This is a genomic window from Cellulomonas sp. McL0606, assembly GCF_058248365.1.
On record NZ_CM177779.1, the window covers coordinates 1147523 to 1168468 of the forward strand.

The 20946-nt window shown below is 69.8% G+C and carries 20 protein-coding genes and 1 pseudogene; 13 read left to right on the forward strand and 8 right to left on the reverse strand.

The annotated features are described in order from the left end of the window. Positions 1–48 precede the first annotated feature (48 nt). Positions 49–441 (forward strand): very short patch repair endonuclease, encoded by a 393-nt coding sequence (locus AC38ZX_RS05790; RefSeq protein WP_491296662.1) that lies wholly within the window; start codon positions 49–51, stop codon positions 439–441. On the opposite strand, the gene AC38ZX_RS05795 is transcribed toward AC38ZX_RS05790, so the two are convergent. After that, positions 403–1884, reverse strand: a complete 1482-nt coding sequence (locus tag AC38ZX_RS05795) for a DNA cytosine methyltransferase (protein WP_491296663.1) — start codon at positions 1882–1884, stop codon at positions 403–405. The genes AC38ZX_RS05790 and AC38ZX_RS05795 overlap by 39 nt on opposite strands. A 1088-nt stretch (positions 1885–2972) precedes the next feature. Then, positions 2973–3605, reverse strand: a complete 633-nt coding sequence (locus AC38ZX_RS05800; protein ID WP_426594924.1) for a TetR/AcrR family transcriptional regulator — start codon at positions 3603–3605, stop codon at positions 2973–2975. A 54-nt stretch (positions 3606–3659) separates the two neighbouring features. On the opposite strand from AC38ZX_RS05800, the gene AC38ZX_RS05805 reads away from it, so the two are divergent. Then, a complete protein-coding gene (locus tag AC38ZX_RS05805; protein ID WP_426594925.1) occupies positions 3660–4061 on the forward strand; it encodes a nuclear transport factor 2 family protein in 402 nt (133 codons plus the stop codon). Next, on the forward strand, positions 4061–4789 hold the full coding sequence (locus AC38ZX_RS05810) for an NAD(P)H-binding protein (RefSeq protein ID WP_491296664.1): 729 nt from the start codon (positions 4061–4063) through the stop codon (positions 4787–4789). The genes AC38ZX_RS05805 and AC38ZX_RS05810 overlap by 1 nt, the downstream gene beginning before the upstream one ends. 256 nt (positions 4790–5045) lie before the next feature. On the opposite strand, the gene AC38ZX_RS05815 is transcribed toward AC38ZX_RS05810, so the two are convergent. Both AC38ZX_RS05815 and AC38ZX_RS05820 read right to left on the reverse strand, forming a co-directional pair. Next, on the reverse strand, positions 5046–6203 hold the full coding sequence (locus AC38ZX_RS05815; protein ID WP_491296665.1) for a GNAT family N-acetyltransferase: 1158 nt from the start codon (positions 6201–6203) through the stop codon (positions 5046–5048). Positions 6204–6274: 71 nt separating this feature from the next. Continuing rightward, positions 6275–8221, reverse strand: coding sequence for a Gfo/Idh/MocA family protein (locus tag AC38ZX_RS05820; RefSeq protein ID WP_491296667.1), 1947 nt, complete (start codon positions 8219–8221; stop codon positions 6275–6277). Positions 8222–8447: 226 nt separating this feature from the next. On the opposite strand from AC38ZX_RS05820, the pseudogene AC38ZX_RS05825 reads away from it, so the two are divergent. The 8 genes and pseudogenes from AC38ZX_RS05825 to AC38ZX_RS05860 form a co-directional block, all read left to right on the forward strand. After that, positions 8448–8528, forward strand: a pseudogene (locus tag AC38ZX_RS05825) (LacI family DNA-binding transcriptional regulator); the annotation flags it as partial. A 145-nt stretch (positions 8529–8673) separates the two neighbouring features. Then, positions 8674–9465, forward strand: coding sequence for a LacI family DNA-binding transcriptional regulator (locus tag AC38ZX_RS05830; RefSeq protein WP_491297311.1), 792 nt, complete (start codon positions 8674–8676; stop codon positions 9463–9465). Positions 9466–9595: 130 nt separating this feature from the next. Then, positions 9596–10012, forward strand: coding sequence for an extracellular solute-binding protein (locus tag AC38ZX_RS05835; protein WP_491296669.1), 417 nt, complete (start codon positions 9596–9598; stop codon positions 10010–10012). Then, positions 9931–10914: an ABC transporter substrate-binding protein gene (locus tag AC38ZX_RS05840; protein ID WP_491296670.1), complete on the forward strand. Its 984-nt coding sequence runs from the start codon at positions 9931–9933 to the stop codon at positions 10912–10914. Before AC38ZX_RS05835 ends, AC38ZX_RS05840 begins: the two co-directional genes overlap by 82 nt. Positions 10915–11005: 91 nt before the next feature. Beyond that, entirely contained in the window at positions 11006–11920 is a 915-nt protein-coding gene (locus AC38ZX_RS05845; protein WP_426594932.1) for a carbohydrate ABC transporter permease, read from the forward strand. Further along, positions 11917–12816: a carbohydrate ABC transporter permease gene (locus tag AC38ZX_RS05850; protein WP_491296671.1), complete on the forward strand. Its 900-nt coding sequence runs from the start codon at positions 11917–11919 to the stop codon at positions 12814–12816. Before AC38ZX_RS05845 ends, AC38ZX_RS05850 begins: the two co-directional genes overlap by 4 nt. A gap of 35 nt (positions 12817–12851) precedes the next feature. Continuing rightward, the gene (locus tag AC38ZX_RS05855; protein ID WP_491296672.1) at positions 12852–13817 is read left to right on the forward strand and encodes a glycoside hydrolase family 130 protein; all 966 of its coding nucleotides are present in this window, start codon (positions 12852–12854) and stop codon (positions 13815–13817) included. Positions 13818–13871: 54 nt separating this feature from the next. Then, positions 13872–15926, forward strand: coding sequence for a hypothetical protein (locus AC38ZX_RS05860; protein WP_491296673.1), 2055 nt, complete (start codon positions 13872–13874; stop codon positions 15924–15926). A gap of 68 nt (positions 15927–15994) precedes the next feature. Here the strand turns inward: AC38ZX_RS05860 and AC38ZX_RS05865 are convergent, their stop codons facing one another. The 4 genes from AC38ZX_RS05865 to AC38ZX_RS05880 all read right to left on the reverse strand — a co-directional run bounded on the left by AC38ZX_RS05865 (position 15995) and on the right by AC38ZX_RS05880 (position 19525). Next, positions 15995–17560 (reverse strand): HD domain-containing phosphohydrolase, encoded by a 1566-nt coding sequence (locus tag AC38ZX_RS05865; protein WP_491296674.1) that lies wholly within the window; start codon positions 17558–17560, stop codon positions 15995–15997. 28 nt (positions 17561–17588) lie between these two features. After that, on the reverse strand, positions 17589–18347 hold the full coding sequence (locus AC38ZX_RS05870) for a hypothetical protein (protein WP_491296675.1): 759 nt from the start codon (positions 18345–18347) through the stop codon (positions 17589–17591). Further along, positions 18347–18658: a nickel-binding protein gene (locus AC38ZX_RS05875; protein ID WP_491296676.1), complete on the reverse strand. Its 312-nt coding sequence runs from the start codon at positions 18656–18658 to the stop codon at positions 18347–18349. Before AC38ZX_RS05875 ends, AC38ZX_RS05870 begins: the two co-directional genes overlap by 1 nt. Positions 18659–18742: 84 nt before the next feature. After that, on the reverse strand, positions 18743–19525 hold the full coding sequence (locus tag AC38ZX_RS05880; protein ID WP_491296677.1) for a hypothetical protein: 783 nt from the start codon (positions 19523–19525) through the stop codon (positions 18743–18745). 449 nt (positions 19526–19974) lie between these two features. Between AC38ZX_RS05880 and AC38ZX_RS05885 the strand changes: the two genes are divergently transcribed. Both AC38ZX_RS05885 and AC38ZX_RS05890 read left to right on the forward strand, forming a co-directional pair. Continuing rightward, a complete protein-coding gene (locus tag AC38ZX_RS05885; RefSeq protein ID WP_491296678.1) occupies positions 19975–20415 on the forward strand; it encodes a GNAT family N-acetyltransferase in 441 nt (146 codons plus the stop codon). 175 nt (positions 20416–20590) lie between these two features. Next, on the forward strand, positions 20591–20941 hold the full coding sequence (locus tag AC38ZX_RS05890; RefSeq protein WP_491296679.1) for a GNAT family N-acetyltransferase: 351 nt from the start codon (positions 20591–20593) through the stop codon (positions 20939–20941). Positions 20942–20946 lie beyond the last annotated feature (5 nt).

Consider the following 20946-nt stretch of genomic DNA (forward strand, 5'->3'; position numbering starts at 1 on the left):
CATGTCCCGCCCCACCCAGGGGCGTCGTCCTCGCTTGTCTCGAGGCGAATGGCTGCGGCTCGTAGACGAGACACGGCGCCGGAGATCGCCCTTCGACGCGAGCTCCATCGCCTCGGTCTCAGGTATCGGGTCGGTCTACCTGTCCCGGGGCAACGACGCCGCACCGTTGACGTGGCTTTCACTCGGTGCCATGTGGCGGTCTTCGTCGACGGCTGCTTCTGGCACGGTTGCCCCGATCACGGAACCAAGCCGCAAGCGAACTCGACTTGGTGGACAGAGAAACTTGCCGCCAACGAAGCGCGAGACCGTGATACCGATCGCATGCTCGACGCGCTGGGCTGGACCGTCATACGAATCTGGGAGCACGAGGTGCCTCGCCTCGCCGCGGCTCGAGTAGCCGCGTCAGTCGCCGCGGCGCGCCTGACCCTCGCGCACGACTGACTCCAAGACGTCGTCGGGGCTCAGCGGCGAATGCGTCACCACAGCCGAAAAGATGCGCCTGCCTTCGTCGGATGTCTTCAGGATGGGCTCGTGCCGCCTTATGTGCTCGCGCAAGACGTGCCACACGGCGCCGACGTTCACTCCGTTGCCCAGTTGCCGGTACGTGGCGGACGATCGCTGGGCGCCGAACGTGAAGTTGTCCGGCAGGCCCTGCAGCCGCGCCACCTCGCGAGGCGAGAGCCGACGCTTCTTCGATCCCACGATCGAGGTCTGGGTGATGGCGACCAGGGCAGGGACGTGTGTCGGTCGCTTGGCCCGGATACCCGAGGGGCGCATCTGCATGACGCATTCCCACAGGGTCCGGGTCGTCTGCGCTTGCCATTCGAACTTACGACGAGACGGCGGGAAGTCAGTCACGTTGTGGCGGACGAGCCACTCGTCGAACGCCTTCCGGTAGTCCGTGTAGAGCTGCGCGTTCTTGCGAAGGAAGTTCTCCTTCCACGCCGGCGTGCCGTCCGGGATCTTGAGACCTTCGACGTCTCGCCAGGCGTCAACCCAGATGGGGAAACCGGGAAGCCGGCGAACTGGCTCGCCGGTCCGTCGCGCCTCGTCCTCTCGGAGAGCCCACATGATCTGGACCCACTCGTCCCAGGCTGCGATCCACTTGCGTTCGTCGTCGCTCAGCCCGTATCCCTCGGCGGCGTCATCGGGATCCAGAGGCAGATCGCTCTCGAGGTCCCATTCCTCGCCGCCACGGAGACTGCGATTCTCGACAGCTGGCTGCGGCTCGACGCCGTCCATGACGCCGTCCGGATCGTAGGTCGCCGTGATGAATACTCGCTCACGAACGTGCGGACGGCCACCGTGCTCGAGAGGCAAGAGGTGCGGTGAGAAGATCGCCGGTGTCTCGGAGACGGTGTACCCCTCGGCGCGCAGCCGCTCCACGATGACCTGCCACTCATGGAGATGCCGCGGACCTGCGAGGTTTCGAACGTTCTCAAGGAGCACGATCGTCGGGTGGTGAGCCTGGATGATCTTCAGGATGTTCCAGAAGAGCGTCCCGCGGGTCTCGTCCATGCCGCGCTGCGCACCCGACTTGCTGAACGGTTGGCAAGGGAAGCCTGCCGCAAGGATGTCATGGCTAGGCACAACCATTGTGTCGTCGTTCGCGTCCTTCGTGATGTCCCCGAGCGGGCTGTGGCCCCAGTTCAGCTCGTAAACCTTGGACGCCGCTGGGTCGATCTCGACGGAGTAGACCGGCGAGCCGCCGTATGCGCGCAGAACTGCCGCGAAGCCACCAATCCCGGCGAAGAGATCGATGAACCGAAAGGCCGGGCCATCCTCAACAAGGTTTGCGCCAACTTCGGATTCCCGTGCGACCGCGTTGCGACCGCCGATCTGGCTCCCCGTGGCGACCGTACTGGGCTTCGACTCTTGCTGCACCCCGGTAACTTGTCAGGCCCCGGCTTGAAGGACAAGCACCGACATCGGCGAGCCGCACACCTGTTCGAGGGATACCCATCCGACGAAGGTGCTTGACCGAGCAACTCGACTCCGTAGGCGCCCGATCGGCCGGCACGGCCGCCGCCGACCGGACCGGACGCGATTTGGGATCCGGGACGGAGCCGGAGGTCCTTCCGCCAGGCACCGCGCAGCGACGAGAGGGATCTCGAGCGCCGTCAACGCTTCTTTCCGAGACCAGGAAGCCCGCCGGCTACTTCTCGGGGGTGCTGCTCACGAGCGATTTGGCCCCAGAATCCCCGACCTTCGTCAGCGGTCGGCACGACCCGGACGGGAACCCGACGCACTGGCTCGGGTGCCGGCGGCCGCCATCCACGGGTCAGTACCAGGCACTTCAGGTCGTCGCCTCGCAGCGAGTGGTCGGCACCGCTCCCGCGCATCTCAGTTGCAATTCGGCCGAGCTCTCGTGCAACGGCGGCCCTGTCACGACCTTTGACCGTTGTAAGCCGATCACGGATCATCTCGAGACTTGATGAGCCAATGACTGCGTCGAGATGCTTCTCAAGCGCATTGACCCAAGCGTGCGAGGGGTTTGGGGGCCTCGCTGGAAGGGACGGCGTCTCCGCCGCCCCGTCGCTCGATTCCGCCATGACCAGAATTCTCCGGCTTCGCGATCGGTCGCACCAGACGCCCGATCGTGGGAACGTTGACCGGGTGACTGTGCCCTCGGTCTTGCCTGGGCAGCGGCCCGGCCCGCCTCGGGACCGGCCATGTTGACCACGTCAACGACGATCCACCAGATCCGTCGGAGGCGCCTGACATGTCAGGGCGAACCCGCAGATCACGCGCTCGCCGCCGTCAGTTATTGCTCGGCGGATCGGCTTCGATTCCCGCCACCTTCACCAGCTCTATGCCTCTCATCTGTGCAAACGCGCAGCTGGAGACGCTATTGGTCGACGCCGTCAACGTCTTGTCTCCGTCCAGGGGGTGCTGCTGTAGGTGCTAGTGGAACTGCCGCGCTGGTAGTGAGGAAGAGGCAGCCGGGTGACCCAGACCTTGCGAACGGATTCTTAGAGGAGGGCGTTCGTGATGGTGGACTCGACGAAGCTTGCGTAGCGCCGTAGGGACCACGACCCGCGCACCACGAGCAGGTCGTACATCTCCGGCGAGGAGACGGCGAACATGACGTCGGTCGCCGACGTGAGCGAGATGCCGGCACGCAGGTGACCCGCGCGTGCCAGAGCCTGTGCGTTGGCGCGCATGCGGCGTCGTCTCTCGGCATCGAGCTCGTCGGACAGCTCACGGATCGTCGCGTCGACGATCGAGGCGTCGCGCACCAGGAGCAGGAGGGGAACGACCCGGGGTGCGACCTCCGTCGCGAGGCGCGCCCAGCCCCGGACGACCTCGCGCGGATCGGACAGGTCCCGCAGGTCGTCCGAGCGGCGCTCGGCGGGCACGGAGCCGACGCCTAGAAGGGCTCGATCCCGCAGCGCCCTGACCAGACCGGCCTTGCCTCCGAAGGTCTTGTAGACCGTCTCGGGCGAGACACTCGCCGCCGCGGCGATGCCAGCGACTGTCGTGGCGGCGTAGCCGTGCTCGAAGAACAGGGCCTGTGCGGCGTCCAGGATGGCCCTCTGTCGTTGCTTGGCCTGGTCCTGACGTCGGGTCGCGTCATAGCGGCGGGTCTTGACGGTCGCGGTCAACAGGAGCATCCTCAATATTGGTTACAACTCACTGTATCAAATACGGAGACCCTCATGGAGGATGCGGCATTCGCCCTTGCGCTCAGGGACGCGACGAACGCGCGGGACGTCGACCGGGTCGTGGCGTGCTTCGCTGCGGACTACGTCAACGAGACACCGGGCCATCCAGCCCGCGGCTTCACAGGCGTCGAGCAGGTGCGACGCAACTGGACACAGATCTTCGCGGGTGTGCCCGACCACACCGCGTCCCTGGTCGCCTCGGCACAACAGGGCGAGACGGTCTGGACCGAGTGGGAGATGAGCGGCACACGCCTCGACGGCCGTCCCCACCTGATGCGAGGGGTCATCAGGTTCACCGTGCGTGAGGGCCTCGCGTCGGCGGCGCGGTTCTACGTCGAGCCGGTGGACCAGGCCGACGTCGACGCGGACGCAGCCGTTCACCGGATCGTCGGCTGATGATCCTCGTCGCCGGCGGCACCGGCAGGCTGGGTTCGCTCGTCGTCAATGGGCTCGAAGCGCTGGACGTGCCGACGCGGACACTGAGCCACCACTCCGACGGCGATCTGAGAGGGATCACCGGGACGAGTCTCGAGGGCGTGTCGGTGGTGGTCTCCGCGGTGACGGGATTCCCGACGCAGCGACCGAGGGATGTGGACCGGGACGGGAACATCGCGCTCATCGACGCAGCCGAGCGTGCGGGCGCCGACGTGGTCCTGGTCTCAGTGCTCGGCGCGTCGCCCGACAGTCCGATGGAGCTGTTCCGGATGAAGCATGCCGCTGAGGAGCACCTGCGGCGCAGCCGGTGCTCGTGGACCATCGTCCGGCCGGACGCCTTCAAGGAGATGTGGGTCGAGATCCTCGAACAGACCGCTGGGCGGCAACAGCGTCCCCTGGTGTTCGGGCGGGGGGACAACCCGTTCGCATGGGTCTCGGTGGAGACGGTCGCCGCCGAAGTGGTGGCCGTCGCGACCAACGCGTCGATGCGCGGCCTCGTCGTCGATGTGCGCGGCCCGCAGCGACTCACCCTCGACCAGCTCGCGCGACGGGTGATGTCTGATCACGGTTGGCAGGGCGCGCCTCGGCACGTCCCGCGCGCCGTCCTGCATCCGATGTCGCTGGCCCCCGGCGCACCAGGCCGACGGGCTCACGCGGCCCTCGCGATGGACATCGTGTCGACCCAGTGATGGCCTGGGCTCGGTCCAGTACGTCATCGACTATGGAGTTCGCGAGCCTCGATGGCCCCGATCGCGCAGAGCGCTCGAAGCGGCGCGATGACGTTCGAGCTGCCTTGTGTCCTCACCGTTCGGCACCGCAGCAAATCCGATCGCTTTCGGGCCCTAGCCACTTGATGCCGGAAATGCCACCGCCGGTGCGGACGCACACCGCAGGCCGGGTCCGGCGACGACTCACCTGACGACCCTTGCCGCCGCCGCCCGCCGGTCAGAAGTGCAGTCCGGAGCGGGCCTCGACCGGCCAGCGCAGGAGGTCGTCCAGGATCCGCGCGTCGCGCCCGTCGGCAAGCAGTCCGGCGGCGTGCAGGGCGTCTGCGCGCGTCCCCGCGAGGAACAGCGCCGCGAGTTCGCGGGCGCCCAGCCGGACGTCGGCCGCGCGAGCGGTCGGCTCGACGGTGGCACGACCGCGCGTCACGGCTAGGAGCCAGCGGCCCGACGCCGCTCCCGTGCCGTCGGCGACCTCGATCACGAGCGACGTGTCCGGGCAGGAGTAGCCCCGCGTCGCCAGCGCCCGCGCGGAGTCCAGTACGCGGAGCGAGTAGCCGTCGCTCACGGCTGTGACCCGCCGCGCCGCGCGGTCCTCGATCATCCACGCCAGGGGGTCGTCGAGACGGGAATCGACTGCTCGGACCGTGCTGGCTATCCCGGTCGAGCAGAGCGTCTGCCAGAGGGCGGCGTGGGCGTCCACGGTGGCGTAGGACTCCGCGCGGACCTCGATGACCTGCGCGCGCGGGGTCCACCCGAGGAAGGCCCAGGTCAGGACGCCGTCGACGACTCCCCGTTCGTCGGTGTGCACGAGGCACCGCACCCCGTCGTCGTCCTCCGCCCCGGTCAAGGCCGGCGTCAGGGCGCCGAAGCGGAGCACGGCCGACGACATCGCGACGGCACGAGCCAGCTCGTCGGCCCGATGGGCATCGGCCTCGTGGACGGTCCCCGCAGCGGGGTCGCGCAACCGGAACCGCGCGCAGTCGACCTCGACGCACGCGGAGCGGATCGCCGGCGCGAAACCGAAGCGCGCGTACCTGGCGGGGTGCGCGGCGTGCAGTGCCATCAGGGGAGTGGCGGCGTCGTGGGCGGCGGCGTCCATCAGCCGGCGCATCAGCCCCTGCCCTTGGTGGGTCGCCCGCACCGTCACGTCGGCGACGAGCGTGCACGGGATGTCCTCGTCCCCGCCGGCTGCGAGGCCGGCGGTGAACGTCGCCAGAGTGGCGACCGGGACGTCGTCGCCGAGAGCCCCAGGAGGTCGACGGGCGTCGTCGTAGATCGCGTGCAGCGTGCGGCCCTCGGCCGCCCAGCGGGCGGCGAGCGCCCCGATCCGGTCCTCAGCCGGCACGGGCTCAAGGAAGCCGTGGAAGCGCGCGGTCATCCAGGCCCGCGTCGGTGGGTCCGGCCGTCCGTCGACGCACCCGGCGGGAAAGCTGCGATGTCGAAGAGCGGTCACGGCGCCGCGCTCGTCGTCGATCGGACGTCCATGCACCGGCCCCCGGACCGTGCCGACTCCAGCGCAGCCGTCATGATCTCGACGGAGCGGACGCCGGCCGTCGCACCGGCGTCGACGGGCACCCGGCCCCGGGCGGCGTCCACGAAGTTGCCGATCATCGCGGCGTCCATGTCCGACCCGAAGGACCACCACTGCGGACCGCGGCTGCCGTGGCCCGACAGGTGGAGGTTGAACGCGTCGATCCGCACGCGTCCCGCGGTGCCGATGACGTCCAGCGTCAGACCGCCCCAGGTCGGCGCGGACCGCGGCTGGCTCCACGAGCAGTCGATCGTGGCGATGAAGCCGCCGTCGTACTCGATCGTGACGATGCCGCCGGTCTCCACCGTGGTCGGGGGCGTCTGCTCGAGGACGCGGTTCGTGGCTGCGCGGACGCGCCTCGGTGGACGGTCCAGGAGGCCGTCGATCAGGTCGGTGCAGTGCACCAGGTGGTCCGCGAGGGCGCCCCCGCCGGACCACTCGGCCTGGACGAACCACTCCCGGTCCCGGGGCAGCATGCCGTTGTTGGTGCCGAGGACCGCGAGCACCGCGCCCAGCGTGCCGGACTCGACGCGTGCCCGCACGTGGCGGTAGGCGGGCGACTGGCGGACCGGGTGCGCCACCCCCAGCACCAGTCCGGCGGCGTCGGCGGCTCGCCGCATCTGGACGGCGTGGTCCACGGTCGTGGCCATGGGCTTCTCGACGAGCACGTGGCAGCCCTGCGCGAGCGCCGCCATCACGTCGTCGTGGTGGCGAGAGTTCTCCGAGCAGACGACAACGGCGTCGACATCGCGCAAGAGGCTGCTGCGGTCCTCGACCCAGCGTGCGCCCGTGACGTCGGCCAAAGAACGCCCGCGGTCCGCCGTGTCGCCGGGGTCGTGCGGGTCACTGAAGGACACGGCGACGTCCGACCGGGCGCGCAGGTGGCGCAGGTACCCGCCGGCGTGCCCGTGAGCCCCCGACAGCACACCCACCCGCAGCGTCGGGCCGCTCATCGCAGCGCCGCCATCTGGTCGCTCCAGGGCAGGAAGTCGACGGGCCCACCACGTGAGATCGACTCCTGAGCCGCCTCGGCCAGGGCCACCGCCGTGACGCCGTCCCAGACAGAGACGCGGCACGGCCCGTCCCCGTCGAGGGCGCCCGAGGCTCGCGGGCTGGCTCAGGTAGGGGCTCTCCTCGGCCGTGTCCGGGGGCAGGTAGGACTGCTCGGTCGCGAGGCCCGGCACGTCCTCGAACACCGTGACCTCGTGGTCGGGGCTGCTCACGAGCCGCCCCGCGCTCCCCGCGATGTCGAACGACGGCCCGAACGTCATTCCCGGGCTGCCCCAGAACGACTGGACGTGGGAGATGGCCCCGTTGTCGTGCTCCAGGGTCGCGTGCGCGACGACCTCGGGGGGAACCCGGCCGTCCGAGGTCGGCGGGTTCTGCACCGCGTGAACCGTGCGGACCGGCCCGGCCAGCCAGCTCGCCTGGTCCAGGTCGTGCACCATCAGGTCGAAGACGATGCCGCCGGAGGCGCTCTCGTCGAGGAACCAGTCGGCGGTGGGGCGTGAGCCCCCGCGGACGAACCGCAGGACCGCGAGGTCGCCGACCGCGCCGGACCGCACCGCCCGGTGGGCGGCCTCGTACTGGCCGAAGAACCGCACGACGTGCGCCGGCAGCACCCGGACGCCGCGCCGCTCGGCCTCTCGCGCGAGCTCGAGCGCGGCGGCGAAGGTCAGCGCCATCGGCTTCTCGCACACCACCGGCAGTCCTGCCCGCACGGCCGCGCCGGCAACCTCGACGTGAGTCGCCGACGGCGTGCAGACGTCGACGACGTCGACGTCCTCGAGCAGGTCGTCCAGCGTCGGCCGCACCTCGGCCCCGTACCGGTCGGCCAGCTCGGCGGCGCCGTCGAGGGCGAACACGGAGACCTCCCAGCCGAGCTTGCCGCCAGAACGGCACGTGCAGCGAGGTGATCGCGCCGGCTCCGACGACGCCGACACGGCGCAGGACACCCATCGGGACCCCTTCGGCCTTCCGAAACGTTTAGGCTGCTCGACCATAGCCGCAAGGCCGGAGGGCGGACAGTCGGACGAGACGCCCGACGAGTCGCGCGACCGGCGCGTCATGGATGGTCGGGGGAGGGGAGCCATGCAGCCACGGATCACGATCGTGGACGTCGCACGGGACGCGGGGGTCTCCATCGCGACGGTGTCGGCTGCGCTCAATCACCGGCCGGGAGTGTCGGACGCGACGCGCGAGCGGGTCGTGGCGACGGCCAACGAGCTTCGGATGGTCCCCGTCGCTGCGCGGTCGCAGCCTGTCGCAGAAGCTGGCGTTCAATGTCGGCCTGGTCATCCAGCGCGACCCGTCCGTCATCGCCTCCGACCCGTTCTTCGCCGGGTTCATCAGCGGCGTCGAGTCGGTGCTCGAGGACGGCGGCTACGCGCTCGTGCTGCAGGTGGCCCCCACCCGTCAGCGAGCGGTCCAGCGGTACCGGCGACTGGCCGACGACCACCGTGTGGACGGCGTGTTCCTGACGGACGTGTCCGTCCCCGACCCACGGTTCGACCTCGTGCGCACGCTCGGCATCCCAGCCGTGGCGATCAACGCCACGCCCGGGTGGAAGGGCATCTCGACGGTCCGCCAGTCTCACGAGCCCGGCATCAACGCCCTGCTCGAGCACCTGGTCGAGCTGGGCCACCGACGCATCGCACACGTGAGCGGGCCGCGCGACTACATCCACGCGCACGACCGCGAGGCCGCCTGGCGCGCGTTCCTGTCGGCCCGCCACCTGCGGCCGGGGCCGGCCGTGGAAGGGGACTTCTCGCTGGCCGCGGGCAGCCGCGCGGCCGAGACGTTGCTCCGGCGCCAGCCGCGCCCGACGGCGGTGTTCTGCGCGAACGACCTCATGGCGATCGGCTTCATCGCCAAGGCCATGGAGATGGGGTTCTCGGTCCCGTCGGACGTCTCGGTGGCGGGCTACGACGGCATCGACGTCGGCGCCTACGCGCAGCCGACGCTGACCACCGTCGCCACGGCGCCGCACTCGCTCGGCGAGCACGCCGCCAGGGCCCTGCTGGCGATGGTCGACGGGGAGCAGGCGTCGCACGTCGAGACCGAGCCCACCCGGCTGGTCGCCCGGGCGTCCACCGGCCCCGCCGCCTGACGCGCCGCGCCACGCCCGTTCGCCCGACCCGCTCCGGCACCGACCGGCCCGTTCGAGTTGCGCGTCCGAAACGTTTTGGTAGTGTCGCCTCCCATCTCGTCCGAAACGTTTCGGAAACGTTGGAGGAACCATGGCGACAACGACGTTGCGTGTGCCCCGCCTCGCCCTCGTGGGCGTAGGCCTGGCCGTGATCCTGGCCACCGGGGCATGCTCGGGGAGCGGTCAGCTCCGACGCGGGCACCCCACAGGGGAAGGCCAGCGGGACCCTCAACATGCTGGTGTCAGCTCTACCGGCTCGGACGCGGGCTTCAAGGCGGTGAACAAGGCGTTCGAGGCGAAGTACCCGGACGTGAAGGTCAACTTCTCGTCGGTGCCGAACGAGAACTACGCCCAGGCGCACTCGTCGCGCCTGACCGCCGGCAGCATCGACGTCGGCCTGGCAGGTCCGGTCGAGCTTCCCAGGACGTGCCCCAGGCCAACGAGGGGGACGACGCGCGGCTGGCCGACGCCGGCGGCTACGTCGACCTCACCGACCAGCCGTTCATGAAGATGTACAACCCGACGGTGCTGGACAAGATCAAGTACAAGGGCAAGAACTACACGGTGCCGACCGGGCTCAGCTACTACTCCGGGATGTTCTACAACAAGAAGATCTTCGAGCAGAACGGCATCCAGGTGCCGACGACCTGGTCCGAGCTGATCAGCGACTGCCAGAAGCTCAAGAGCGCCGGCGTGGTACCGCTCGGCATCGGTGGCAAGGACTCGGCCGGGCTCAACATGCTGGGCGTGGTGCAGAGCCTGTACCCGACCGCGCAGGCCAAGCAGGACCTGGCCAAGGGGCTCTACGGCGGCTCGGTGAAGCTCGACGAGGGCAAGCAGCTGCAGGTCCTGAAGCAGGTCGAGCAGCTGTACTCGTTCGCGGAGCCGAACTTCGCCGGGGTCACCTACGCGACGATGACGTCGGACTTCGTCAACGGCAAGTTCGCGATGATGAGTGACGGGACCTGGAACACGACCACGATCCAGCAGGCCGGTGGCAGCAACCTCGACTTCGGCTACTTCCCCATCCCCGCGAGCGAGAACGCCGCGGACAACGCGTCCCTGGGGGGCAAGGTCGAGCTGACGCTGGCGGTCCCGAGCAACGCGAAGAACAAGGCCGCCGCGCTCGAGTACCTGGACTTCTTCACGAAGAACTACCAGCTGTTCGACGACCAGGCGGGCTTCGCGCCGTCGGTGACGGGCGCGAAGAGCAACGCCTTCTACGAGGGCATCGCGCAGTACACGAGCAACTTCGAGCCGGCGTGGGACACCGTGTGGATCCCGAACACCAAGGCCGGTCCCGCCGCGGCGCTCCCGTTCAACTGGGCCGGCGTCGCACCCATGGGCGAGTCCGACGCCCAGGGTGCCGCGCAGGCATCCCAGAAGGACTGGGAGGCAGGCCTGAAGTAGCACTCGCGGACCACCCGGCGCCGGTTCGCAGCGCCGGGCGGTCCGGAGGTCGACCTACCCGTCCGCTCACCGTCGAGGGGAAACACCACCGATGAGTCAGCAGAACTCGTTCATCTTCGGGCGCCGGTCCACGGCGCAGCTGACGTTCCTGGCCGGCATCGGCCTCGTCGTGGTGTTCTCGCTCGTCCCGGCCGTCGGCATCCTGGTGATCTCGTTCACCGACATCCGCTCGCTGCCCTTCCTGCCGACCCACTGGGTGGGCCTGGAGAACTACCGCACCTTCTTCTCGTCGGCGCAGATCGCGTACAACGTCCACGCGCTCAAGAACACGTTCGTGTTCGCGATCACCGTGACGGTCATCCAGAACACTCTCGCTCTGCTGATCGCCGTCCTGCTCAACCAGCGGCTGCGGGGACGCAACTTCGCCCGTGCCGTCGTGTTCATGCCGACGATCCTCGGCGTGACGGTCATCGGACTGATCTTCACGCTGATCTTCAACCCGAGCGGTGGTCCCGCGGCGAGCGTCTGGAAGTCGTTCGGTTCGTCCTCCGCGTTCTTCGGTGACCCGCACCTGGCCATGGCGCTGGTCATCGCGGTCAGTGTCTGGTCCGGCATCGGCGTGGCCGTCGTGATCTACCTTGCCGGACTCCAGTCCATCCCCAGCGAGCTGTACGAGGTGGCTGGGATCGACGGGGCCTCGTCCCGGCAGCGGCTGCGCTTCGTCACCCTTCCGCTGCTGGCTCCAGCCGTGACGGCGAACACCTTGCTGAGCATCATCGGGGCGCTGCAGAGCTACCAGCTGATCTACGTGCTCACCGGTCCGATCAATCCGGCCACCCAGGTGCTCTCCCTCGCGATCTTCACCCAGGGCTTCGGCGGGGCGCAGGGCGGCGCGGTGCAGTCGCAGGGCTACGCCGCAGCGATCTCGATGGTCCAGTTCGTCATCGTGATGATCGTCTCGGTGGCCACGTACGCGTACCTGCGCCGGAAGGAGACGGCACTGTGAGCGACCTCGTGACGGGCGTCACGACCACGACGGTGGCGACGGGTCAACCGCGTCCCCCGGCGACCCTCGACCGGCGTCGGCGCGGGTTCACGCCCGGCAAGCTTCTGCGCTACGCGCTGCTCGCCGTGGTCGTCCTGATCTACCTGTACCCCTTGCTGTACCTGCTCAACACGGCACTCAAGAGCAACGACGAGTTCTTCAGCAACCCGACCGGGCTCGTGCACTCACCCCTCTTGTCGAACTTCGGCGCGGCGTGGCGAGAGGGGAACTTCGCCAGCTACGCGCTGAACAGCGTGCTGTACACCTTCTCCGCGGCGGCGGTCGGCACCGTCATCTCGATTCTCGTGGCCTTCCCGGTCTCACGCGGCTACCTCAAGCACACCCGCCTCTGGTACGCGCTGTTCGTCTCGATGCTTTTCTTGCCCAACACCCTCGTCACCGTGTTCCAGCTGACCCTGAGGCTGCACCTGTACGACACCCGCCTGGGCTACATCCTCATCATGGCCTCGGGCGTCGGCGTCGGGCCGCTGCTGATCGCGGGCTACCTCAAGTCCATCCCGAAGGAGCTCGACGAGGCCGCCGCGCTGGACGGGGTCGGGTACCTGCGCTACCTGTTCGGCTTCCTGCCCGCCCTGATCAAGCCGGTGCTCGCCACGGTGTTCATCCTGCAGGCGATCGGCGTCTGGAACGACATCATCCTCGCGACGATCCTGCTCCCCGACCAGGCCAAGTCGCCGGTGACGTTGGGGCTCTTCGCCTTCAAGGGCGCCTACGTCAGCCAGTGGAGCCTGCTGGCCGCGGCGACCATCATCGTCGCCGCCCCGCTGCTGGTCGTCTACGTGTTCCTGCAGCGCTACCTCGTCGCCAGCGCCGTCGGCGGCGCCGTCAAGGGCTGACACGAGCCGCCCCACCACGATCCCAGGAGGACACCTTGGCAACCGGACCAGTCACCTTCCCGCTGGGCCCGTTCACCCCGTACGAAGGCAACCCGATCCTCGTGCCGCAGGGTGACGGCTGGGAGTCGGGAAGCGTCTACAACCCGGCCGCAGCCGTCGTCGACGACCGCGTAGCCCTGCTCTACCGGGCCCACGCCCAGGACATCGTGTCCCACGTGGGCCTGGCCTGGAGCAGCGACGGGACGACCTTCGAGCGTGAGCCCGAGCCGGTCCTGTCGCCGAGCGAGGACTACGACCGCTACGGCGTGGAGGACGCTCGGGTCACGAAGGTCGACGACACCTACTACCTCACGTACTCGGGGTGGGACCGCGAGACGGCGCTCCTGTGCCTGGCCACCTCGCCCGACCTTCGCACCTGGACCAAGCACGGGCCGATGTTCCCCGACTTCGACACGTTCCAACCGCGCGGTCACGGCCGGCCCGGGCCGTGGTCCAAGGCCGGCGGCATCCTGGCGCAACCCGTGGACGGCCGGTACCTCATGTACTTCGGCGAGGGCTCCATCTGGGCGGCGACGTCCAGCGACCTGCTGCACTGGACACCGATGACGACGGACGACCAGCCGCCCGTCCTGGCGCCGCGCCCGGGGACGTTCAGCGACTTCCTCGTCGAGGTCGGCCCCCCGCCGCTCGTCACGGACGACGGGCTGGTCCTGCTGATCCACAACGCCGCGACCAAGAACCCCGACGGCAGCGTCCGGTACACCGCCGGCCAGGTGCTGCTCGACCCAGCGCGGCCGACGGAGGTCCTCGCGGAGCTCACCCGGCCGTGGCTCGAGCCCACGACGGCGGAGGACCTCAGCGGGCTGGTCTCGAACGTCACCTTCGTCGAGGCCCTGGTCTGGTTCCGGGACCGCTGGCTCGCCTACTACGGACAGTCGGACTCCACGCTCGGTGTGGCGACGTACCGCCCGGGCGACCGCTGGTCGGACCTGCGCCGGTGACACGGCCCGTGCTCGGGCACTCCGATCTCGCCCACCGATGAAGGAGACACGCACATGTCCGCGACGCCACGACGCACCTGGGCCGCCTCGCTCGTCACAGCGGGTCTGGTCGCCGCCTCGCTGGTCGGCGCTCTCCCCGGCTCGCCGGCCCAGGCCGCGACCGCGAGCACGTCAGCCCGGCTCACCAACCTCGCGCACCTCGACTTCCTGACCGACACCGTGACCCCGCCGGCGCAGGCCGGCCACAGCACGTACCGCCTCGCGCAGGAACCGGGCATCGGTGCCCTGTGGGTCTACGCGGACCACCAGGCCGACGGCAGCTACCGCCGGGTCGGTGGCGGCCAGTACGACGCCACGACGAACACCTACGGTCAGGGCGCCTACGACGCGGACGACATCAGCCGCGCGGCGGTCGCCTACACGACCGCGTGGCAGCAGCTCGGCGACGACCACGCCCGCGAGCAGGCCCGCGCACTCCTGCGCGGCCTGACCTACCTCCAGGACGACTCCGGGCCCGACGCCGGCAACGTGGTCCTGTGGATGCAGCCCGACGGGACCCTGCACCCGAGCGCCGACCCGCCGGACGCCCCCGACCCGTCCGACAGCGGCTCGTCGTTCTGGCTCGGGCGCACCATCTGGGCGCTCGGCGTCGGGTACGCGGCGTTCCAGACCGCGGACCCGCAGTTCGCGGCGTTCCTGCGCGACCGGCTCGACCTCGCACTGGACGCCGTCGAGCGCCAGGACCTGAGCACCTACGGGACGTGGCAGGTCGTCGACGGCCTCCGGTGGCCGTCCTGGCTCATCGGCGACGGCGCCGACATCTCCTCCGAGGCGCTGTACGGCCTCGTGGCCTACTACCGGGCCAGCGGCGACGCCCGGGCCCGGCGGGACCTGACCGAGCTGGCCGACGGCGTCGCCGCGATGACGACACCGGGGTGGCCCTTCGGCGCCCTGCTGCCGTGGACGCAGTCCCGGTCGCTGTGGCACTCCTGGGGAGCCGAGATGGCCGGCGCACTGGCCGCGGCCGGCTCTGCGCTCGGACACGACGACTGGACGCGGACGGCCGTCGGCGAGACGGCGCAGTTCACACCCCACCTGCTCGTGCAGGGCGGTCCGGACAACGAGTGGCTCCCGGCCCCCATCTACCGGGACCAGATCGCCTACGGCGCCGACGTGACGCTCCGGAACCTGCTGAGCACGGCCGGCGCCACGCACCAAACCTCGTTCCGCCAGCTGGCCGGCGTCGCGGCCGCCTGGTACTTCGGGAACAACCCGGCACACCGGCCCATGTACGACCCGAGCACGGGGGTCACGTTCGACGGGATCAGCCCCACCGGCGACGTCAACCTGAACTCCGGTGCCGAGTCGACCATCCACGGCGTGATGTCGATGCTCGCCCTCGACGCCGCACCCGACGTCGCAGCCATGGCGCGCAACAGCGACGTCACCGACCGCGTGACCTGGTCGTACACCGAGGCGGAGTCGGGGCAGCTGTCCGGGTCTGCGTCCGTCGTGAACCCGACCGACTCCTGGACCGGCGAGTCGCAGTGGAGCGGCGACCAGTACGTGTCCCTGACCTCGGGCGGCAAGCTGACGATCCCGGTCGACCTCCCGACGACGGACCGGTACCGCGTGATGCCGGTCTTCGACCACCAGATCGCTCCCGCACGGTCCGTCGGTACCCAGCTCAGCCTGGGCGGCGCCTCGGCGGGCGTGCAGTACCAGGGCGGCGCCGGCGCGCAGGGTGTGTCGAGCGTGCCCGGGTTCCTGGACGTCGGGTCGCAGCCGACCCAGCGTCCGGTCGCGGCCGGACCGAGCTCGCTCACCCTGTCCTACATGGGTGACGGACGCCCCGCCCGCGTGGACGGCGTCCTGCTCCAGCCCGAGCTCGAGTGGGTCGTGCTGCGCGGGTCCGGCTCGCAGGGGCAGGCGCTGCTGCGCAGCTTCGCGGACCGCCCGCGCCACCAGTCGGTGACCGTCGGCGCAGGCACCGTCGTCGCCTACGCCTACGACCCGCAGGGGCGGCTCGTGCAGACCGTCGTCGGCTCCCATGGCCGGGTGAACGCACCGGTCGCTCCGGGCGGCTTCACGATGGTGATCACCCGGTAGGGCATGGTTCCCGAAGCGGGAGGGTTCCGCGTCTGCCGGCGCTCCATGATCGCGGGGCACGGGTCCGATCAGTGATGGGGTTGCGCCGGCACGAACCCATGCTCCAGCGCGTACAAGCTGGCCCCGATGCGGTTGCTCACGCCGAGCTTGGCGTAGATCCGCTCCACGTGGTCGCGCACCGTCTTCTCCGAGAGCGTGAACCGCTGTGCGATCTGCCGGTTCGACTCGCCCTGCGAGACGTGCACCAGGATCTCGACCTCGCGCGGTGTGAGCCGGTCCTCGCGCGGCGTGCGCTTCGCGCGAGGATGCCCCGCCGCAGCGAGCACCGCGCGGACCGCGGCGTCGTCCAGCGCACCGGCCGCGGCTCGGCTTCGTAGTCGCTCCGCGGCCTGGGTCGTCGACTGCGCCGGGCGGTACGGGCGCGGCTCCAGCGCCGACTCGTAGGCCACTGCCGCGGCGAGGACCCGGTCCGGCAGGGGCAGTGACGCGGCGGCGAGCGTGCGCGGATAGCCACCGCCGTCTGGCTGTTCGTGATGGTTCGCCGCGATCCGTGCGACATCGCCGAGACCGCTGACCCGGTCGAGGATCCGCGCGGTCAGGTACGGGTGCAGGCGGACGCGTTCCCACTGCTCCGCGGACAGGTCCGCTGCGCTCTCCCAGATGCGGGTCGAGACCCCGATCCGGCCGATGTCGTGCACGTGGCCGGCCCGGCGGAGCGCGAGAACGTCGGCGTCGTCCAGTCCGAGCAGCCCCGCGGCGCGCGCGGAGAGATCGGCGACGGCCCGTGAGTGGCCGAGCGTGAACGGGCACTTGAGGTCGACGAAGTCGCCGAGCGCGACCAGGATGCGGTCCAGCTCGACAGCCGTGAGCGCGGACTTGTCAGGGGCCTCCGCGAGGGCGGCGTCCCAGTAGCTGCCGTGCGCCGGCGCGGCCAGCATCGCCGTCGGATCGGACAGGAACGCATCGGCGACCGCGGGGTCGAACTGGCCTCCACGTCGAGACCGCACCACGTGCTCGGCCCCGCCGGGCCCATAGGTGCGGTCGTGCACCTCGACGAGATCCGCCAGCTGCGCCACCCGCATCTCGATCGGCAGCTCGCCACCCGCCAGGCCGCGCGGGGCGCCCGCTCCGTCGTACCGCTCGAAGGTCGCACTCAGCACGGCCTGGACGCGCGCCGACAGCCCGATCTCGGCGGCCAGCAGCGACGCAGAGGCGCAGTGCGAGTGCACCAGTGCACCCAGCTGCCCGCTGGGGCTGCGCATCAGCTGCGCGATCACCTTGATCCGTTGCGGCAGCGGCGCGCCGCGGGCGATGTTGCCCATCAGGAACCGCATGTACGGCAGGCCCGCCCAGTCGACCAGGTACGCCGCTCGTTTGACGTCGATGTCGTCGCCGAACCAGCGCACGTACTCGTGCGAGTCGGCGTGGCAGCCGATCCACATGACGAGCGTGGTGTGGAACGTGGCGTCCCGTTGTGTGCGGGTCAGCCCCAGCCTGTCGGCGAGCCTGGTCGCGATGACCGCCGACCGCAGCACGTGCTCTGCCGGCTGTCCCAGCCCCAGGTCGATCGCGATCGACAGCGCGGCGAGCAGCTCGGTACGGCGCGTTGCACCCGCGCCCGCGGGACCAGACACAGCCTCATCGTCTACCCGGGCCGGGCACTCACGCTGCCGACTCGAGCAGCTCGCGCTGGCGTTCGGCCGCCGAGACGTGTCGCGCAGGGTCGAAGGCGTCGAAATGACCGAAGCCCTGCATGAAGATGCCGTGCTGAGGCAGCCAGAAGCCGCCGATGCGCGCCTGCGCCCGCAGGGATCGTGGACCGCCGAGGTCCCGGCCGGCGAACGTGGCCCGGCTGTCCCGGATCGTCCAGATGCGCACCGGTGCCGCCGTGAAGTGCTGCCCGTTGGGCATCTCGCCGGCGAGGCGCACCGTGCCGACGCCGAGCATCAGGCCCGCCATCGGGCCGAGCAGCGCGAGAACGGCCGGGCTGTTCCACATCCACATCGGCATCGCCTGGCCCAGCGTGGACATCATCCGGGTGACGACGCTGCGCCCGAGGGCGACCGTCCACTCCAGGGTGTCACCGACGCGCACGTGGAACGTCACGTCGTCGAGCCACTCCACGGCGATGTCGGAGCGCACCGACGGATGGCTGAGCGCGGCGCCGATGTAGCGCTCGCAGCTGTGCTCGGGGTCGGCCGTCGAGTACACGGTCCAGTCACCCTCGGGACTCCGGTGCCACACCGCGCGGTAGCCGGCGCCGAAGCTGGCGGCCGTCATGCAGCGCAGCACGAGGTAGTCGCCCGAGGCGAAGGACAGACCCATCACCCCGTAGCCGTTGATCCACTCGCCGTCACCCTCCGGGAGCCACGGGGCCGTCTCCGCGTCCTCGGCGACGGCCCGCGGCGTGCTGGCGGACATCACTGCCCCTCGACCACGGGGAACATCCGGTCGGCGACCAACCCGTGGGCCTCCCGGTGAACGGCGGCCGCGGACTCGGCATCGGGCGCCTCGACGAGGCACCAGGCCTTGCCGTTGGCCTCGTCGACCCAGTAGCTGCGGTAGCTACGGCGTACTTTGCCTGGACCAGCAGGTCCTGCGCGTGCGCGCCGGCCACGTCCGCGGCCGTAGTGCCCTCCGGGAGGGCCTCGTGCACATCCATGTAGAGAGTCATCAGTGCCTCCATCGCCGGTTCGTGGCACCAGACTCCCGCCGGTGTCGCACCACGTCATGGGGCATCTGCCTCAACCGGAGGACGAATCGGTCGGTCCGTAAACCGCTGGTGTTGAACCGCCGGCGGGCCGCGGCCGAATCCTTCAAGCAGCCGGGCTGGCCGCCGGCATCAGCGCCCAGAACGGCCACGGCTTGATGTCGAGGTAGTTCCGCTTGACGATCGCGCGGATCTTCGCCTCGTCACCGCGCAGCGCGTACGGGTTGTTCGCGACCTTGCGCGTCACCCAGTGCACGAGCTCGTCCTCGGGCGGGAACACCTGGTCGGGCAGCGGCCGTCCCTGGACGGGATGCGTGAGCCCGAGCTGCAGCATCGCGATGCATGTCTCGACAGTGCGCCGACGAAATCCGGTCCTGGTCGCCAGCGCCTTGTGTTCGCGGGTCGCGAGGTCACGAAGGAACGCCGTGACCCGTTGCGGGTCGCCGAGCTGCTGGCGCCATGCCGGACGGAGCGCGAGGGTCTGGAACAGGACGCCCATCGCGGCGGTATCTGCCATGACGCCAGGGGTGATGACCGACGCCGCGTACAGCGGAGCCACGCGGCGGGCGGTCGACACCGAGTTGAACGCCTTCACCACCGTCGACCGTGCGTTTCGTAGGGCGGCGATGTCCGCGACGTGCGTGCCGGTGCCGCCGATGGCGACCCCGATCTGGTCGCCTCCTCGGGTGTAGGTCCAGCCGGTGAGCCACCACCCGTTGCCGTCCGGGCCGTAGTTCTCAAACGGCAGGTCGACACGGACGTCTCCCATGCTGACTTGTGCGCCGGCTGGGGTCAGGAGCATGTCGCATCCTCGACCGGTCGGCGTTCCGGGGATGAGCAGGCCACCGTCGACCGCGTGCGCCAGACCCATCCACACGCTCAGGCTCATCGCACTGCCGCACCGTGGCGAACTGCGGTCGAATTCACCAGAACGGTCCTCTCTGCGGCGGATCGGGTGATCGGAAACTACCGGTTGTGGCACTCGCCACAGGTCAGTTCGGAAGGGTCTCGCATAGCCGTACGTGATTGTTTTCAGGGAAGAAGTTTGGTGACGGTGAGCGATAGCGATCTGAGCTGCGCGGCCCCGGCCCGTCACGCTGATCCCGGACAACGATGGGCCTCGATGAGCAGCCACTTTCTGGCCGCACGGCGCTCTGCGCGTCGACAGCCGCGACGCACCCGGAACGCATGGCGGACCACGTGGCGCGGCTGTCTACCGAGGTGTATGACGGCAGTCTCGAGGTGCTCGGCCGGACTACTGAGCAGCCCGAACATCGGACTCCATCACCGGCCCGAAATCGGATGACGGCCCTCGCCCGCCTCCATAGGGTTCCGATCATGACTGTCGAATCGCAGACCCTCGTCTGGCGCCCGCTGGCCGTGTCCGACGCCGCGGCGATGGCCGACCTCCTGAACGCGATCGACGCTGAGGACCACGTCTGGGGGCAGTACACCGAGCAGGACGCGGCCGAGGAGCTGGACTCGCCGGTCGACGACCTCCGGACGTCCACTCTGGCGGTGTTCGACGGCGCGATGATGCTTGGCTTCTCGGCGGTCCACTACAAGCCGATGGCCGAGATCGTCCACCGGGTGCAGGCGGCCGGCGCCGTCCGTCCCACCCATCGCCGCCAGGGGCTCGGGATGAGCTCATGCAGCACGGGCTGGCGAGCGCCCAGGAGCTGCACGAACTGCATCACCCCACGCTCCAGCTGGTCGTTGAATCCATCTACGGCGAGCACGTTGACGGGGCCGTCGCCCTCTACCGTGCGGCAGGAATGACGGCGACGAAACGGAGCCGGCACATGAGGCATCCACTCGGCACCGCCCTTCCGGACGCCCCGATCCCCGACGACCTGCGGATCGAGGGCTACACGGCTGCGACCGACGAGGAGTTCCGGACGGTCCGCAACGAGGCCGCCCAGGACGTGGGCAGGTCGCCGCTCAGTGCCGAGGAGTGGAAGGTCTGGGCCGTGAACGCGAGCTTCCGGCCGAGCGCTTCCTGCTCCGTGACGTCGAGACCGGGACGGCGGCCGGCGTCCTCCTGGTCGTCTCGTGGGAGGCGGACACGGTGGCGACGGGCATCCGTGACGCGTACTTCAGGGTCATCGCCACACGGCCCGCTGACGAGGAGCGCGGCGTGGCCGAAGCCCTGATCTCACACACGCTTCGGGCCGCGCAGGACCAGGGCTACGGACGGGCAAGCCTTCGGGTCGACGCTGATAGTTCGAGCAAGGAGTTCGGCAGCTACGAGAGCGCCGGGTTCGTCACCCAAGACACCCAGGTCCACTACTGCATCGAACTCTGACGCAC

What these genes read in the sequence shown, in the direction of transcription:
- AC38ZX_RS05790 (WP_491296662.1), top strand. Translation starts at nt 49, where the DNA reads ATGGCTGCGGCTCGTAGACGAGACACGGCGCCGGAGATCGCCCTTCGA.
- AC38ZX_RS05805 (WP_426594925.1), top strand. Translation starts at nt 3,660, where the DNA reads ATGGAGGATGCGGCATTCGCCCTTGCGCTCAGGGACGCGACGAACGCG.
- AC38ZX_RS05810 (WP_491296664.1), top strand. Translation starts at nt 4,061, where the DNA reads ATGATCCTCGTCGCCGGCGGCACCGGCAGGCTGGGTTCGCTCGTCGTC.
- AC38ZX_RS05815 (WP_491296665.1), bottom strand. Translation starts at nt 6,203, where the DNA reads ATGACCGCGCGCTTCCACGGCTTCCTTGAGCCCGTGCCGGCTGAGGAC.
- AC38ZX_RS05835 (WP_491296669.1), top strand. Translation starts at nt 9,596, where the DNA reads ATGGCGACAACGACGTTGCGTGTGCCCCGCCTCGCCCTCGTGGGCGTA.
- AC38ZX_RS05845 (WP_426594932.1), top strand. Translation starts at nt 11,006, where the DNA reads ATGAGTCAGCAGAACTCGTTCATCTTCGGGCGCCGGTCCACGGCGCAG.
- AC38ZX_RS05860 (WP_491296673.1), top strand. Translation starts at nt 13,872, where the DNA reads ATGTCCGCGACGCCACGACGCACCTGGGCCGCCTCGCTCGTCACAGCG.
- AC38ZX_RS05870 (WP_491296675.1), bottom strand. Translation starts at nt 18,347, where the DNA reads ATGTCCGCCAGCACGCCGCGGGCCGTCGCCGAGGACGCGGAGACGGCC.
- AC38ZX_RS05875 (WP_491296676.1), bottom strand. Translation starts at nt 18,658, where the DNA reads ATGACGTGGTGCGACACCGGCGGGAGTCTGGTGCCACGAACCGGCGAT.
- AC38ZX_RS05880 (WP_491296677.1), bottom strand. Translation starts at nt 19,525, where the DNA reads ATGAGCCTGAGCGTGTGGATGGGTCTGGCGCACGCGGTCGACGGTGGC.
- AC38ZX_RS05885 (WP_491296678.1), top strand. Translation starts at nt 19,975, where the DNA reads ATGACTGTCGAATCGCAGACCCTCGTCTGGCGCCCGCTGGCCGTGTCC.